Annotated in this window: 16 protein-coding genes; 11 read left to right on the plus strand and 5 right to left on the minus strand. The window is 23.5% G+C overall.

Features of this window, described 5'->3' with window-relative positions; genetic code table 11:
• The first annotated feature begins 18 nt into the window (after window positions 1-18).
• The 3 genes from secG (at window position 19) to groL (ending at window position 2,374) form a co-directional block, all read left to right on the plus strand.
• Window positions 19-258, plus strand: coding sequence for a preprotein translocase subunit SecG (secG, locus tag H0H48_RS02165; protein WP_185870924.1), 240 nt, complete (start codon window positions 19-21; stop codon window positions 256-258).
• A 134-nt stretch (window positions 259-392) separates the two neighbouring features.
• A complete protein-coding gene (locus tag H0H48_RS02170) occupies window positions 393-671 on the plus strand; it encodes a co-chaperone GroES (RefSeq protein ID WP_185850232.1) in 279 nt (92 codons plus the stop codon).
• A gap of 65 nt (window positions 672-736) precedes the next feature.
• On the plus strand, window positions 737-2,374 hold the full coding sequence (gene groL / locus H0H48_RS02175) for a chaperonin GroEL (protein WP_185870926.1): 1,638 nt from the start codon (window positions 737-739) through the stop codon (window positions 2,372-2,374).
• Window positions 2,375-2,455: 81 nt separating this feature from the next.
• On the opposite strand, the gene H0H48_RS02180 is transcribed toward groL, so the two are convergent.
• The 3 genes from H0H48_RS02180 to H0H48_RS02190 form a co-directional block, all read right to left on the minus strand.
• Window positions 2,456-2,935, minus strand: a complete 480-nt coding sequence (locus H0H48_RS02180) for a KdsC family phosphatase (protein WP_238785303.1) — start codon at window positions 2,933-2,935, stop codon at window positions 2,456-2,458.
• A gap of 93 nt (window positions 2,936-3,028) precedes the next feature.
• Window positions 3,029-3,427: a DUF3276 family protein gene (locus H0H48_RS02185; RefSeq protein ID WP_185870929.1), complete on the minus strand. Its 399-nt coding sequence runs from the start codon at window positions 3,425-3,427 to the stop codon at window positions 3,029-3,031.
• 73 nt (window positions 3,428-3,500) lie between these two features.
• Complete coding sequence (locus tag H0H48_RS02190; RefSeq protein ID WP_185870931.1) at window positions 3,501-5,234, minus strand: ABC transporter ATP-binding protein; 1,734 nt, start codon at window positions 5,232-5,234, stop codon at window positions 3,501-3,503.
• Window positions 5,235-5,334: 100 nt separating this feature from the next.
• Here H0H48_RS02190 and nusB point away from each other — a divergent pair, with 100 nt between their 5' ends.
• From nusB to H0H48_RS02210, 5 genes are all read left to right on the plus strand, one after another.
• A complete protein-coding gene (gene nusB, locus H0H48_RS02195) occupies window positions 5,335-6,291 on the plus strand; it encodes a transcription antitermination factor NusB (RefSeq protein ID WP_185870933.1) in 957 nt (318 codons plus the stop codon).
• 33 nt (window positions 6,292-6,324) lie between these two features.
• Window positions 6,325-6,621: a preprotein translocase subunit YajC gene (gene yajC, locus H0H48_RS02200; protein WP_185870935.1), complete on the plus strand. Its 297-nt coding sequence runs from the start codon at window positions 6,325-6,327 to the stop codon at window positions 6,619-6,621.
• A gap of 5 nt (window positions 6,622-6,626) precedes the next feature.
• A complete protein-coding gene (coaE, locus tag H0H48_RS02205; protein ID WP_185870936.1) occupies window positions 6,627-7,280 on the plus strand; it encodes a dephospho-CoA kinase in 654 nt (217 codons plus the stop codon).
• A complete protein-coding gene (locus H0H48_RS03100) occupies window positions 7,241-7,363 on the plus strand; it encodes a 30S ribosomal protein THX (protein ID WP_238785304.1) in 123 nt (40 codons plus the stop codon). The genes coaE and H0H48_RS03100 overlap by 40 nt, the downstream gene beginning before the upstream one ends.
• Window positions 7,364-7,491: 128 nt before the next feature.
• Window positions 7,492-8,778, plus strand: coding sequence for an NAD(P)/FAD-dependent oxidoreductase (locus H0H48_RS02210; RefSeq protein WP_185870938.1), 1,287 nt, complete (start codon window positions 7,492-7,494; stop codon window positions 8,776-8,778).
• Here H0H48_RS02210 and H0H48_RS02215 read toward each other — a convergent pair.
• Both H0H48_RS02215 and H0H48_RS02220 read right to left on the minus strand, forming a co-directional pair.
• A complete protein-coding gene (locus tag H0H48_RS02215; RefSeq protein WP_185870939.1) occupies window positions 8,771-9,880 on the minus strand; it encodes a chorismate-binding protein in 1,110 nt (369 codons plus the stop codon). The two genes, H0H48_RS02210 and H0H48_RS02215, sit on opposite strands and share 8 nt — an antisense overlap.
• The gene (locus H0H48_RS02220) at window positions 9,826-10,266 is read right to left on the minus strand and encodes a PaaI family thioesterase (protein ID WP_317168612.1); all 441 of its coding nucleotides are present in this window, start codon (window positions 10,264-10,266) and stop codon (window positions 9,826-9,828) included. The genes H0H48_RS02215 and H0H48_RS02220 overlap by 55 nt, the downstream gene beginning before the upstream one ends.
• Before the next feature lie 129 nt (window positions 10,267-10,395).
• Here H0H48_RS02220 and H0H48_RS02225 point away from each other — a divergent pair, with 129 nt between their 5' ends.
• The 3 genes from H0H48_RS02225 to gcvT are packed head-to-tail and all read left to right on the plus strand — an operon-like array spanning window position 10,396 to window position 12,440.
• Window positions 10,396-10,953, plus strand: coding sequence for an isopentenyl-diphosphate Delta-isomerase (locus H0H48_RS02225; RefSeq protein WP_185870941.1), 558 nt, complete (start codon window positions 10,396-10,398; stop codon window positions 10,951-10,953).
• Window positions 10,934-11,344: a 6-pyruvoyl trahydropterin synthase family protein gene (locus H0H48_RS02230; RefSeq protein ID WP_185870943.1), complete on the plus strand. Its 411-nt coding sequence runs from the start codon at window positions 10,934-10,936 to the stop codon at window positions 11,342-11,344. Before H0H48_RS02225 ends, H0H48_RS02230 begins: the two co-directional genes overlap by 20 nt.
• Window positions 11,334-12,440: a glycine cleavage system aminomethyltransferase GcvT gene (gene gcvT, locus H0H48_RS02235; RefSeq protein WP_185871377.1), complete on the plus strand. Its 1,107-nt coding sequence runs from the start codon at window positions 11,334-11,336 to the stop codon at window positions 12,438-12,440. The genes H0H48_RS02230 and gcvT overlap by 11 nt, the downstream gene beginning before the upstream one ends.
• Window positions 12,441-12,448 lie beyond the last annotated feature (8 nt).

Below are 12,448 nucleotides of genomic sequence, written 5' to 3' on the forward strand. Positions count from 1 at the left end.
TAAGAAATAAAAAATAATATGTCTTTAGTTACTGTATTTGGTTTTTTTATTATTATAATGTGTATATTTCTTATATTAATTATTTTAGTACAAAATCCTAAAAAAGATAGTATTTCTCAATCTTTTTTAGAAAAAAATTTTAAATTTTTTGGAATAAAGAGGGCTAATTCTTTTTTAGAAAAAATTACTTGGTCTTTATCTATTATTATATTTTTTTTAGTTCTACTTTTTAACTTTTTTTTAAAATTAAAATACTAAAAACATGTCATTATGACGTTAAATTTTTATTAAATTAGAAAATTATTGTGTTTTTTTATTATGGCATATTTTTAGCTATAATATGAATTACTTATTTAGAGTCATTAATCTTATTAATTAAAATTATTTAAAATATGGTGGAAGTAAATATTAAACCTTTAGCAGATCGAGTTCTAGTAAAACCTGACCCTGCCGAAACAAAAACATCATCAGGCATTATTATTCCTGATACTGCAAAAGAAAAACCACAAAAAGGTACAGTGTTTGCTGTAGGAAAAGGTAAAAAAAATGAGCCTATGATTTTGAAGGAAGGAGATAGAGTTTTATATGGAAAATATTCTGGAACAGAATTAAAATGGGATGGAGAAGAATATCTTATTATGCGAGAATCTGATGTAATAGCAATTATATAATGTAATTGATGTAAAGTGATATAGTTTTTATATCATAATAGTAATTCGTTAAAATCTAAAAAATTATGGCAAAAGATATTAAATTTGATATTGAAGCAAGAGACAAGTTAAAAAAAGGTGTTGATGCATTAGCTAATGCAGTTAAAGTTACTTTAGGACCAAAAGGTCGTAATGTAGTTTTACAAAAATCTTTTGGAGGTCCACAAGTAACAAAAGATGGTGTTACAGTAGCTAAAGAAATAGAATTAGAAGATCCTATAGAAAATTTAGGAGCACAAATGGTAAAAGAAGTAGCATCAAAAACTAATGATGTTGCTGGAGATGGAACTACTACTGCTACTGTTTTAGCTCAAGCAATTGTTAGAGAAGGTTTAAAAAATGTAGCTGCTGGAGCAAATCCTATGGATTTGAAAAGAGGTATAGACAAAGCTTTAGAAACTGTTATTCTAGATTTAAAAAGACAATCTAGAGAAGTAGGGGGTAATACAGAAAAAATAAAACAAGTAGCTTCTATTTCTGCAAATAATGATGAAAAAACAGGTGCTTTAATAGCAGATGCTTTTGAAAAAGTAGGAAAGGAAGGTGTTATCACAGTAGAAGAGGCAAAAGGAACAGATACGTCTGTAGACGTAGTTGAGGGAATGCAATTTGATAGAGGTTATCAATCCCCTTATTTTGTCACAAATACTGAAAAAATGATAACAGAGTTTGATCAACCTCAAATTCTATTATCTGATAAAAAGATAGCAGCAATGAAAGATTTGTTGCCTATACTAGAACCTGTAGCACAATCAGGAAAACCTTTATTGATCATATCAGAAGAGGTAGAAGGGGAAGCTTTAGCAACACTAGTTGTTAATAAAATACGTGGAACATTAAAAGTAGCAGCTATAAAAGCTCCAGGATTTGGTGATAGAAGAAAAGCAATGTTAGAAGATATAGCAATTTTAACAGGAGGTACAGTTATTTCCGAAGAAACAGGGAGTAGATTAGAAGATGTAAAATTAAATATGCTTGGAAAAGCTGAAAGAGTTATTATAGATAAGGATAATACAACTATTGTTAATGGAGGAGGAAGTAAAAAAGATATAAGAGCTCGTGTAGATCAAATTAAAGCTCAAATAGAAACTACAACATCAGATTATGATAAAGAAAAATTGCAAGAACGTCTTGCTAAATTAGCAGGAGGTGTAGCGGTACTTTATGTGGGAGCAGCTTCTGAAGTAGAGATGAAAGAGAAAAAAGATCGTGTAGATGACGCTTTAAATGCAACTAGAGCTGCAGTGGAAGAAGGAATAGTAGCCGGAGGAGGAGTTGCTTTGGTACGTTCTATTAAATCATTACATAACCTAAAAGGGGAAAATGTAGATCAAGATACTGGTATACAGATAGTTAGAAGATCTTTAGAAGAACCATTGCGTCAAATAGTAGCTAACGCTGGAGAAGAAGGATCTGTTGTTGTTGCTAAAGTCTCTGAAGGAAAAGGTGACTTTGGATATGATGCTAAAATTGGAGAATACAAAAATATGATAGTAGAAGGAATTATAGATCCTACTAAAGTAGCTAGAGTAGCATTAGAAAATGCTGCATCCGTATCTGGTATGTTATTAACTACAGAATGCGTTGTTACAGAAATTAAAAAAGATGAACCTGTAGCGCCTCAAATGCCTGGAGGTGCAGGTGGAATGGGTGGAATGATGTAATAAATGATGTAATATATAAACAAAAAAAAATAGTGTCTATATTAAAGACACTATTTTTTTTCTAATATTCAAAAACAATATTCAAAACCAATTTTTTTGAACTTTAAGAGTTTGCTCTATAACATCTCTCACACAACCTCTTCCTCCTTTTTTTGGAGAAATATATTTAGATACATTTTTTACTTCTTGAACAGCATCTATTGGAGAACAAGGTAAAGCAACAGATTTCATAATTTCAATATCCGGAATATCATCCCCCATATATAATACCCTTTTTTTATTAATATTCAATATACGGCAATATTCATCCAGATATTTTTTTTTATTCTTTACCCCTTGATAAATATAAGGAATTTTTAAACTTCTTAAACGACGAAAAACCATTAAATCTGAACCTCTTGTTATAACACATATATTATAACCTCTATTTTTCGCTATTTGAATTGCATATCCATCTTTAGCAAACATTTGACGAACTAAACTCCCATCTGGAAATAAATTCAAAGTACAATTTGTTAATACTCCATCAACATCAAACACGAAAGTATCGATGTTATTCATTATATTTCTATAATTCTCCATAAAGATCAATCAATCCAAACCAACTTAATAAAAATATAATTTTTATTAAGTTTAAATAAAAAAATTTGATTACTAAATATCTTCAAAATTTATGTTAGTAACATTTTTCATTTCTGATGCTCTTTTAATTTCTTTAATATCTTGATTTTGATAATGTGTTTGATTTTTAAAATCTTTTTGATGACGTTCTGATATAACTTCACTTCCTTTTTCATTGATAATAAATTTAATCATGTCATCAAGTATACTTTGAAATTTTGAAAAATCTTCCTTATACAAGTATATCTTGTGTTTTTTATAAGAAATCTCACCTGTTTCGGAAAAATTTTTTTTACTTTCAGTAATCGTTAAATAGTAATCTCCTGCCCTAGTTTCTCTTGCATCGAAAAAATATGTACGACTACCTGTTTTTAAAGTTTTTGAACAAATTTCGTTTCTCTCTTTTAGATTTTCTTTTTCTTTTTCGTCCATTTCAAAAAATATTATATATAATTATAATCATAAAAACAAATCTAAATAAAAAAAATGGTCTATACTATTTTTATTAAAAATTATTATGAATAATTTTTTCCTTTATTTTGTAAATTCTACCTTTTTTTAACATAATAAATAAATCAAAATCATTGATATAAGAAGTATCATGAGTAATAATGATTATAGTAGTATTTTTTAATTTTTTTTTTATATAAAAAATAATGGCTTTTCTAGTTTTTTGATCTATAGCAGAAAAACTATCATCAAAAATAATAATTTTTGGTTTCCTTATAATAGCTCTTGCTATACATATTCTTTGTTTTTGTCCACCAGATAAAGTAATTCCTCTTTCTCCTATGATTGTTTGATATCCATATCTAAAATTAAGAATATCATTTTCAATCATAGCTATTTTAGCAGCAGAATATACTTCATAATGAGAAACGCTGTTTATACAACCTAAAGCGATATTATTATAAATAGAATCTGAAAAAAGAAAAGATTCTTGAGGAACATAACCTATATTTTTTCTGAAGGAAAAAAGATTATGATTCTTCAAATCCATATCATCTATAAAAATATTTCCGTAAATAGGATCATACAAACGTGATATTAATTTTCCTATAGTAGTTTTTCCTGATCCAGTATTCCCTGTTAAAATTAATGTCTTTCCACTTTTTAATGAAAAAGATATTTTATTGATTGTACAATTATTTTCATCGAAATCTAAATTTTTTTTATCATAAAAAAAACTAACATTTTTAAATTCTATGTTTCCAACTATTTTAGTTTGTATTAAATTATTATTGTATATATTAGGTTTTTCATTTAGAAATTCACTAATACGAATTAGTGATACTTTAGCTCTTTCTACAATAGAAACAACCCATCCTAATATGATAAATGGAAAAATTAATACATTAATATATGTAAAAAATTCAGCAATAGTTCCTATTTTTATTTCTCCAAAATAATATTTTTTTCCTCCAAAAAAAAGAATCATTAAGTGACTGATTCCAATAAAAAATATTATAATAGAAGATAAAATAGTTTCAATTTTTGCTAATTCTATATTTTTCTTTTGATAATCTTTTATAATTCTTTTATATTTTTCTTGAAAAAAAGATTCAGCAACAAACGACTTTATTATATGTATCCCAGAAAAAGTTTCTTGTATAAAAGAGCATATAAATGATTGATAATTTTGAATTTCTTTGCTTTTCTTAGCAATTAAGATACTTATGTAGTAAATTAAAATGAATAAAATGGGAATAGGTATAATCACATAAAATGTTAATGTTTTTTCTATTCTTAACATTTGAATAGAAACCATAATAAAAAGAATTATAAGATTGATAAAATACATTACTCCCGGTCCTATATATTGCCTAATAAAAGAAACGTCTTCTGTAAGACGATTCATAAGATCTCCTGTAGAATTTTCTTTATAAAAAGACAAACTTAATTTTTGATAATGTGAAAATATTTCATTTTTTATATCAAATTCAATCATTCTAGAAGTAGATATAATGCATTTTCGCATATGATATTTTACTATACCTCCTATAACAGGTCCTATTAATATAATACTAGTATAAATAAAAATATCTTTTTTAATGTTAAAAGAATCTGTTGTATTTAAGGAATCTATGAATAAACTTTTAATAGAATTAATTGATTTTCCTATATAAGGAATAGGAATTAAAGTTAAAATATTTGATATTATAATTAAAAAAAAACCTATGCATAGACGTATTTTATACCTTAAATAATATTTTTTGCTAAAAGCAAACAAATCACTCATATAACATACAAAAATACAAACTTTTTAAATTTGATTTTTTATTTATATAATTGTACTGTATAATTTCATTACTCTCTAAATCTTAACATATTTGTTAACAATGTCTATAAGACGACACTTTAGAATAAAAAGTTTACAATTTTTATATGCTCAATATTTATCAAGAATAGATTCAAAAAAAGTTGAAAAAAATATGCTAGATAGCATTGAAGGATTACATAATTTATATGTATCTCTTCTTTATTTTATTTTGGAAATAAGAAAAAAAGTTTTTTTTCTTTATAAGGCTAATACTAGTAGTAAAAAAAATGAAAAAAAAGATATTCATTTTATGAAAAATATTGCATATAATTCTGTAATTGTAATTCTTTCTAAGAATAAATATTTAATGAAATATCCTATTAAAAATTTTTTTTGTAAAATTTTTTGGGAAAAAAAAGATGAATATATTTTTATCTCATTTTTACAAAAAATGCAAAAATTATCTTCTATACATCAAAAATTTTATCAAAAACCATGTGATTCTTTTGAAGAAGAAAAAAAATTTTTAATAAGATATTATGAAGACTTTATTATTACTGATGAAAAAATTATAGAATGTGTAGAAGATTTTTACATAATAAATGGACAAGAAGATTTAAATATTGCTCATTCTATGGTACGTAATACTTTAAAATTTATAAAACACTCTACCACTTCAGATTTTAAATTGTACAATATTTATAAAAATGATGAAAATAAAAAATTCCTTATTGATTTATACAGAAATACAATTTTTCATAGAGATGAATTTAATCACTTAATTAGTAATACATCAAATAATTGGGATATAAATAGAATAGCAAAAATAGATTTAATTATATTGCAAATGGCTATTTGTGAATTTTTATATTTTCCAAATATTCCTCCAAAAGCTACTATAAATGAATATATAGAAATTACGAAAATATTCTGTATGGAAAAAAGTAAAATATTTGTTAATGGAATATTAGATCATATTTTTAAACTTTTAAATAAACAAAATAAAATTGTTAAAATTGGAAAAGGTTTAATGTAGATAGATTATTTTTATAGTTTATAAAATCATTTTATGTTATTACAACAAAATTCTATTGCAAGCACTATTTGCATGTTTTCTTTGATTTTTATTATATTTTATTTTTTCATGATTCGTCCTCAAGTAAGAAAACAGAAACTTGAAAAAGAATTTCAAGAAAGATTGAAAATAGGAAGTTATATAGTAACAAATTCAGGTATACATGGTAAAATTATAGAAATTAAAGACGATTTTTGTATAATCGAGATTATTACAGGAAAAATAAAATTAGAAAAAAATACAATTTCTAAAGATTTAACTCAATTACGATATGGAAAAGAAAAAATATAAAAATAATGAGTTTTATATTAATAGGTATAACAGGTAAAATAGGATCTGGAAAAAGTTTGTTATCTTCCTTTTTTAAAAAAAAAGGAATTCCTGTTTATTCTTCAGATAAAAAAGGGAAAATACTAATGAATAATAATAAAATTATACAGAAAAATATAATTAAACATTTTGGAAAAAATTCCTGTATAAATGGAAAAATAAATAAAAATTATTTATCAAAAATAGTATTTAAAGATTCTATTGCATTAAAAATTTTATGTTCTATCATTCATCCATGGATATCTATTGATTTTAAAAAATGGATTTCTTATTTATCAGAAAAAAAAGAAAATAAAAATTTTTACGTAATTAAAGAATCTGCTATTTTATTTGAGAGTGGAAGTTATAAAGAATGTAATAACATTATTACTGTAACTTCTCCATTGAAGAAAATGATAGAAAGAATAATGAAAAGAGATAATTTAAATGAAAATGAGATTTTTGATCGACTAAAAAGTCAAATTTCCAATAAAAAAAGAATAAAAAAATCTGATATTATTGTAGATAATTCTACGTCTATTAAAAATTTGAAAAAAAAAGCAAATAAAATTTATAATACTTTAATTTACAATAAAATAAAATGGGAAAAGGAGATAGAAAAACAAAAAGAGGTAAAATAAGAAAAAAAACTTTTGGGAATCTTAGATTAAATCCAAGAAATGTTAAAAGAAAGAAAAAAAATATGAAAATTAATAAGAATTGAACTTAAAAATATAAATAACTCAATTTTTATTACTATCATCATTATTTTATTCGGATATACATTAGGTTCTTTAATTCAAGATAATAATATCAGTTTATTGTGTTATATTAATGTCAAAAATCGTGACAATGAATATTCCAATAGTGAAAGATCTAAAAAGAGTTGTTATTATCGGAGCTGGATTTTCTGGATTACAAGTAGCAAAAAAATTAAGAAGAGATAAATTCCAAGTTATTCTTATAGATAAAAATAATTATCACACTTTTCAACCTTTGTTATATCAGGTAGCTACAGCTGGATTAGAGCCAGATTCTATTGCACATTCTATAAGAAATATTATAAAAGAAACTAAAAATTTTTTTTTTAGATTAGCACATGTTCATTTTATCAATACAGAAAAACAAAAAATATATACTAATATAGGAGAATTATCTTATGATTATTTAATTCTAGCAACAGGTTCTGTAACTAATTTTTTTGGGAAAAAAAATATCGAATCTTTTGCTTTACCAATGAAATCTATTCCAGAAGCTCTAAATCTTAGAAGCCTCATTCTACAGGATTTTGAATCAGCTTTATTAACAAATAATACAAAAGAAAAAGAAAGTCTTATGACTTTTGTAATTGTTGGAGGTGGGCCTACTGGAGTTGAACTTGCAGGTGCTTTAGCTGAGATGAAAAAATATGTACTTCCACATGATTATCCTAATTTAGATGTAAAATATATGAATATTCATTTATTGCAAGCTTCTTCTAGATTATTGGATGGAATGTCTGAAGAATCAGCAAAAGAAGCTTATAATAATTTAGAAGAATTGGGAGTGATTATTTGGTTAAATTGTTTAGTACAAGATTATGACGGTAAAATCGTTTTTATAGAAAATAATAAAAAAATAGAATCTGCTAATGTAATATGGGCAGCAGGAGTTAAAGGTGCAGTTATAAAAGGATTTTTAAAGGAAGATGTAAAAGGACAAAGAATCCTAGTTGATAATTATCTTAAGGCCATAAAATATGATAATATTTTTGCTATTGGAGATATAGCTTACAATAACAAAAATAAATTTTATCCAAATGGTTACCCTATGACTGCTCAACCTGCTATACAACAAGGAAATTATCTTGCGAAAAACTTCAATTATTTATTAAATAAAAATATTATCAAACCTTTTGTATATAAAAATTTTGGATCTATGGCTACTATAGGTAGAAATAAAGCTGTTTGTGATTTTTCTTTTTTTAAGTTAAAAGGATTTTTAGCTTGGATAATTTGGATGTTTGTTCATTTAATTAGTCTAGTAGGTTTTAGAAATAGAGTTATAGCCTTAACTAATTGGATAATTCAATATTTGCAATATAATAAAAGTGTACGTTTGATTATAAGACCTTTTCACAGAAAAAAAAAGATTATTTAAAAACAAGTTGAGAAAGAATATTCTTTATTTTATTTTCTGTTTCTTCTAATTCCTTATTTACATTGCTATCTATAGTAATTCCACTACCAGCATATAAAGTTATTTCCTTTTTTTCTTTTCTTATATTTGCACATCTTAAATTTAAATATAATTCCATTGATTCTTTATCTACAATTCCAATATATCCCGTATAAAAATTTCTTTTATATCCTTCATTTTCTTTTATAAAATTGAAAGATTTATTTTTTGGAATTCCACATATAGATGGAGTAGGGTATATTTTATTTAATATCTTATTGTAATTTGGATACTTAAAAAAAGAAAATAAAATTAAAGTTTCTAAGTGTTTTAAATTCCCTATTTTCTTTACTCTAGTTTTTTTTATGGAAAGAACTCCTTTATAAAATTTTAATATTTTTTTAATATAATTAACTACAATATTATGTTCTTTTATTTCTTTTTTTGTCCATATATTATTTTCCCAAATTGTTCCTGCTAATACAGATATCAAGAGATTTTTTTTTTGGAATTTAATTAATAATTCTGGAGTACATCCTATCCAAAAACCATGGTGAATATTATAACATAAACTAATCAAAGCATTAGGGTAAGATATAATTAATTTTTGAAAAGTTTTTCTTAAATAAATTTTCTGAAAAGAAATCTTTACAGATCTAGATAATACAACTTTTTTTAAATCTCCTTTTTCTATTTTTTTAATTCCTTTTTTAACTAAATCTTTATATTTTTTTTTGCAAGATTTAGTTAAAAAATTAGAATTAGTATCCCAATTAAAAATATAATTTGAGTTTTTGATATTAGATAAATTTTTTGAAATATCTGCATAATAAATTATACGCGGAACTATTTTTAGTTCATGATTATTGTCAAAACTTTTAATTATAAAATATTTTTTGTTTAAACATTTATAATTTTCATTTTTATTGAAATAGAGATAAATTTTTTTTTCATGTGGTTTTTTAAAAATGACAAAATTATTATTGTCATAATAATTTTCTATAATTTTTTTATATAACCCCGTAATACTTATTTTTTTTGATTTAGTTTTTTTTTCATTATTACAATATTCGTCATTTTGCATAAACTAATAAGTTTTTTGTTTTCATTAAAAACATTTATCTGTATAAAATGTAGAGTTTTCCCTTTATGAATAATATTTGCTTCTGCAAATAAAACTCCTTCTTTTATACACTTTATATGACTTGCAGAAATTTCAATATTAAAAACATTATATTTGTCATTATATTTTTTAATATTAAGAAATGATAGTGAACTTCCAACGCTTTCTGCTAAAGAAATTATAGCGCCTCCATGAACAAAACCAAATGGTTGTATATTTTTTTTATTTATAGACATTTTTGCAGTTAAAATATCTATATGTGGAGATAAGTAGATAAATTCAATTTGCATTATATCTATAAATGTATTTTTTTTTAAATCATTTAATTCATCTATAAATTTTTTCACTTCTTTATCTATTTATTATCTTGAAAAATCTTAAAAAAGATATTAAGATATTATTGATTTTGTAAATCATAAGATAATAAAATTTGTTTTAAAATTCTTCTTAAAAAAGATATAGTATATATAGTTGATATGAATAATAATAATGAAATAAATGACGATAATTTAATTCCTTTAATAGGAAAAAATTATAAAATTATTGGATTTGAAAAAAAAGATAAAATTCATAAGGAAGGGTTATTACATAGTGCAGTTTCTGTATTTATTTTTAATAAAGAAAATCATTTAATGATGCAAAAAAGATCTTATAAGAAATATCATTCTTCATTATTATGGACAAATACATGTTGTAGTCATCCTAAAAAAAATGAATCTCCATTAGCAGCAGCACACCGTTGTTTAATAGAAGAAATGGGTTTTGACTGTTTTCTAAAAAAACAATTTTGTTTTACATATTATGAATCATTTCAATATGGGTTAATAGAAAATGAACTTGATCATGTTTTTATAGGATATTATAATAATAATCCCACAATTAATTATGAAGAAGTTGAAGATTGGAAATGGATTTCATTAAAAAAATTAATAGAAAATATTAAGTTTTATCCAAACTTATATACTATATGGTTAAAAATTATTGTTAAAAATTATTTAAACAAATTATTTTGTGATGATAGCTACTATAAGTAAAAAAGGTAGTTTTAGCGCTGCCCATAGACTTTATAATCGACAATGGAATTATGAAAAAAATATTGAAATATTTGGAAAATGTGCATATTTAAATTATCATGGACACAATTATGAATACATAGTAAGTATAACAGGAAAAGTCAATAAGGTAACTGGGTTTGTTTTCAACTTAAATAAGCTGAATAAAATTATACAAAATGAAATTGTAGATTTATTTGATCATAAAAATATTAATCTAGATATCAATGAATTATCTTCAATTAATCCTACAATTGAAAATATTTCAATTTTTATGTGGAACAAGTTAAGAAATAAAATTTCTTTGGATTTAAGTTTGAAAATAACTTTATACGAAACAAAAGATAATTTTGTCGAATATGATGGAAAATAGTAACAAAAAAAAAACGTATTTGTATAAAAAACATGTTAATCTAGGTGCTAAAATGGTTCCATATTCTGGATTTATTATGCCTCTTCAATATAAATCTTCTATTATAGAACATATGAATGTAAGAAATATCGCTGGAATCTTTGATATTAGCCATATGGGAAATTTTTTTTTAAAAGGAAAAGATTCTAAAAATTTAATTCAAATTTTAACAACAAACGATGTAAGTAAAATAAAAATAGGACAAGCTCAATATAATTGCATGATTAATGATAAAGGGGGAATTATTGATGATTTAGTAATTTATAAAATATTAGAAACAGAATTCCTACTTATAGTAAATGCTGTTAATATAGAAAAAAATAAAAAATGGATTACCCATCACATAAAAAAATACAAATGTAAATATGTAGAGTTAATAGATTCCTCTCAGGAATATTCTTTATTATCTGTACAAGGTCCTCAATCCTTATCAAGGATCAAAAAATTAACTAATATATTATTGGAAGAAATAGATTTTTATCATTTTAAAATAGGAGAATTTGCAGGAATAAAAAATCTATTAATATCTAGAACAGGTTATACAGGATCTAAAGGAATAGAAATTCTTATTCCTAATAAATATGTAGAAAAAGTATGGGATGAAATTATAGGAATTTCAAATATTATTCCATGTGGAATAGCAAGTAGAAATTCATTAAGATTGGAAATGGGATATCGTTTATATGGAAATGATATTTCTGAAAATATAACACCTATAGAAAGCGGATTATCTTGGATAGTAAAATTTAATAAAAAATTTATTGCAAGAGAAATATTAAAAAAACAAAAAATAAAAGGAGTAGAAAAAAAACTTATATCTTTTATGGTAAATGAAAATGGTAAAATTCCTAGAATGGGACATCCAATATTAAATTGGAATAAATCCATTATTGGAGAAGTAACATCTGGATGTTTTTCTCCTGTCTTAAAAAAAGGAATAGGATTAGGATATGTAAATATAAATAAATTGAAAAATCCTATTTATGTCTTAATAAGAGAAAAATATATTTTTGTTACTGAAGTAAAATTACCTTTTATTAATATTAATAATATTTAAAATATTTT

Origin of the sequence: Blattabacterium cuenoti (assembly GCF_014252055.1) — a bacterium.
Taxonomy (GTDB): Bacteria; Bacteroidota; Bacteroidia; order Flavobacteriales; family Blattabacteriaceae; genus Blattabacterium; species Blattabacterium cuenoti_D.

What these genes read in the sequence shown, in the direction of transcription:
- secG (WP_185870924.1), top strand. Translation starts at nt 19, where the DNA reads ATGTCTTTAGTTACTGTATTTGGTTTTTTTATTATTATAATGTGTATA.
- H0H48_RS02170 (WP_185850232.1), top strand. Translation starts at nt 393, where the DNA reads ATGGTGGAAGTAAATATTAAACCTTTAGCAGATCGAGTTCTAGTAAAA.
- groL (WP_185870926.1), top strand. Translation starts at nt 737, where the DNA reads ATGGCAAAAGATATTAAATTTGATATTGAAGCAAGAGACAAGTTAAAA.
- H0H48_RS02180 (WP_238785303.1), bottom strand. Translation starts at nt 2,935, where the DNA reads ATGAATAACATCGATACTTTCGTGTTTGATGTTGATGGAGTATTAACA.
- H0H48_RS02185 (WP_185870929.1), bottom strand. Translation starts at nt 3,427, where the DNA reads ATGGACGAAAAAGAAAAAGAAAATCTAAAAGAGAGAAACGAAATTTGT.
- H0H48_RS02190 (WP_185870931.1), bottom strand. Translation starts at nt 5,234, where the DNA reads ATGAGTGATTTGTTTGCTTTTAGCAAAAAATATTATTTAAGGTATAAA.
- nusB (WP_185870933.1), top strand. Translation starts at nt 5,335, where the DNA reads ATGTCTATAAGACGACACTTTAGAATAAAAAGTTTACAATTTTTATAT.
- yajC (WP_185870935.1), top strand. Translation starts at nt 6,325, where the DNA reads ATGTTATTACAACAAAATTCTATTGCAAGCACTATTTGCATGTTTTCT.
- coaE (WP_185870936.1), top strand. Translation starts at nt 6,627, where the DNA reads ATGAGTTTTATATTAATAGGTATAACAGGTAAAATAGGATCTGGAAAA.
- H0H48_RS03100 (WP_238785304.1), top strand. Translation starts at nt 7,241, where the DNA reads ATGGGAAAAGGAGATAGAAAAACAAAAAGAGGTAAAATAAGAAAAAAA.
- H0H48_RS02210 (WP_185870938.1), top strand. Translation starts at nt 7,492, where the DNA reads ATGAATATTCCAATAGTGAAAGATCTAAAAAGAGTTGTTATTATCGGA.
- H0H48_RS02215 (WP_185870939.1), bottom strand. Translation starts at nt 9,880, where the DNA reads ATGCAAAATGACGAATATTGTAATAATGAAAAAAAAACTAAATCAAAA.
- H0H48_RS02225 (WP_185870941.1), top strand. Translation starts at nt 10,396, where the DNA reads ATGAATAATAATAATGAAATAAATGACGATAATTTAATTCCTTTAATA.
- H0H48_RS02230 (WP_185870943.1), top strand. Translation starts at nt 10,934, where the DNA reads ATGATAGCTACTATAAGTAAAAAAGGTAGTTTTAGCGCTGCCCATAGA.
- gcvT (WP_185871377.1), top strand. Translation starts at nt 11,334, where the DNA reads ATGGAAAATAGTAACAAAAAAAAAACGTATTTGTATAAAAAACATGTT.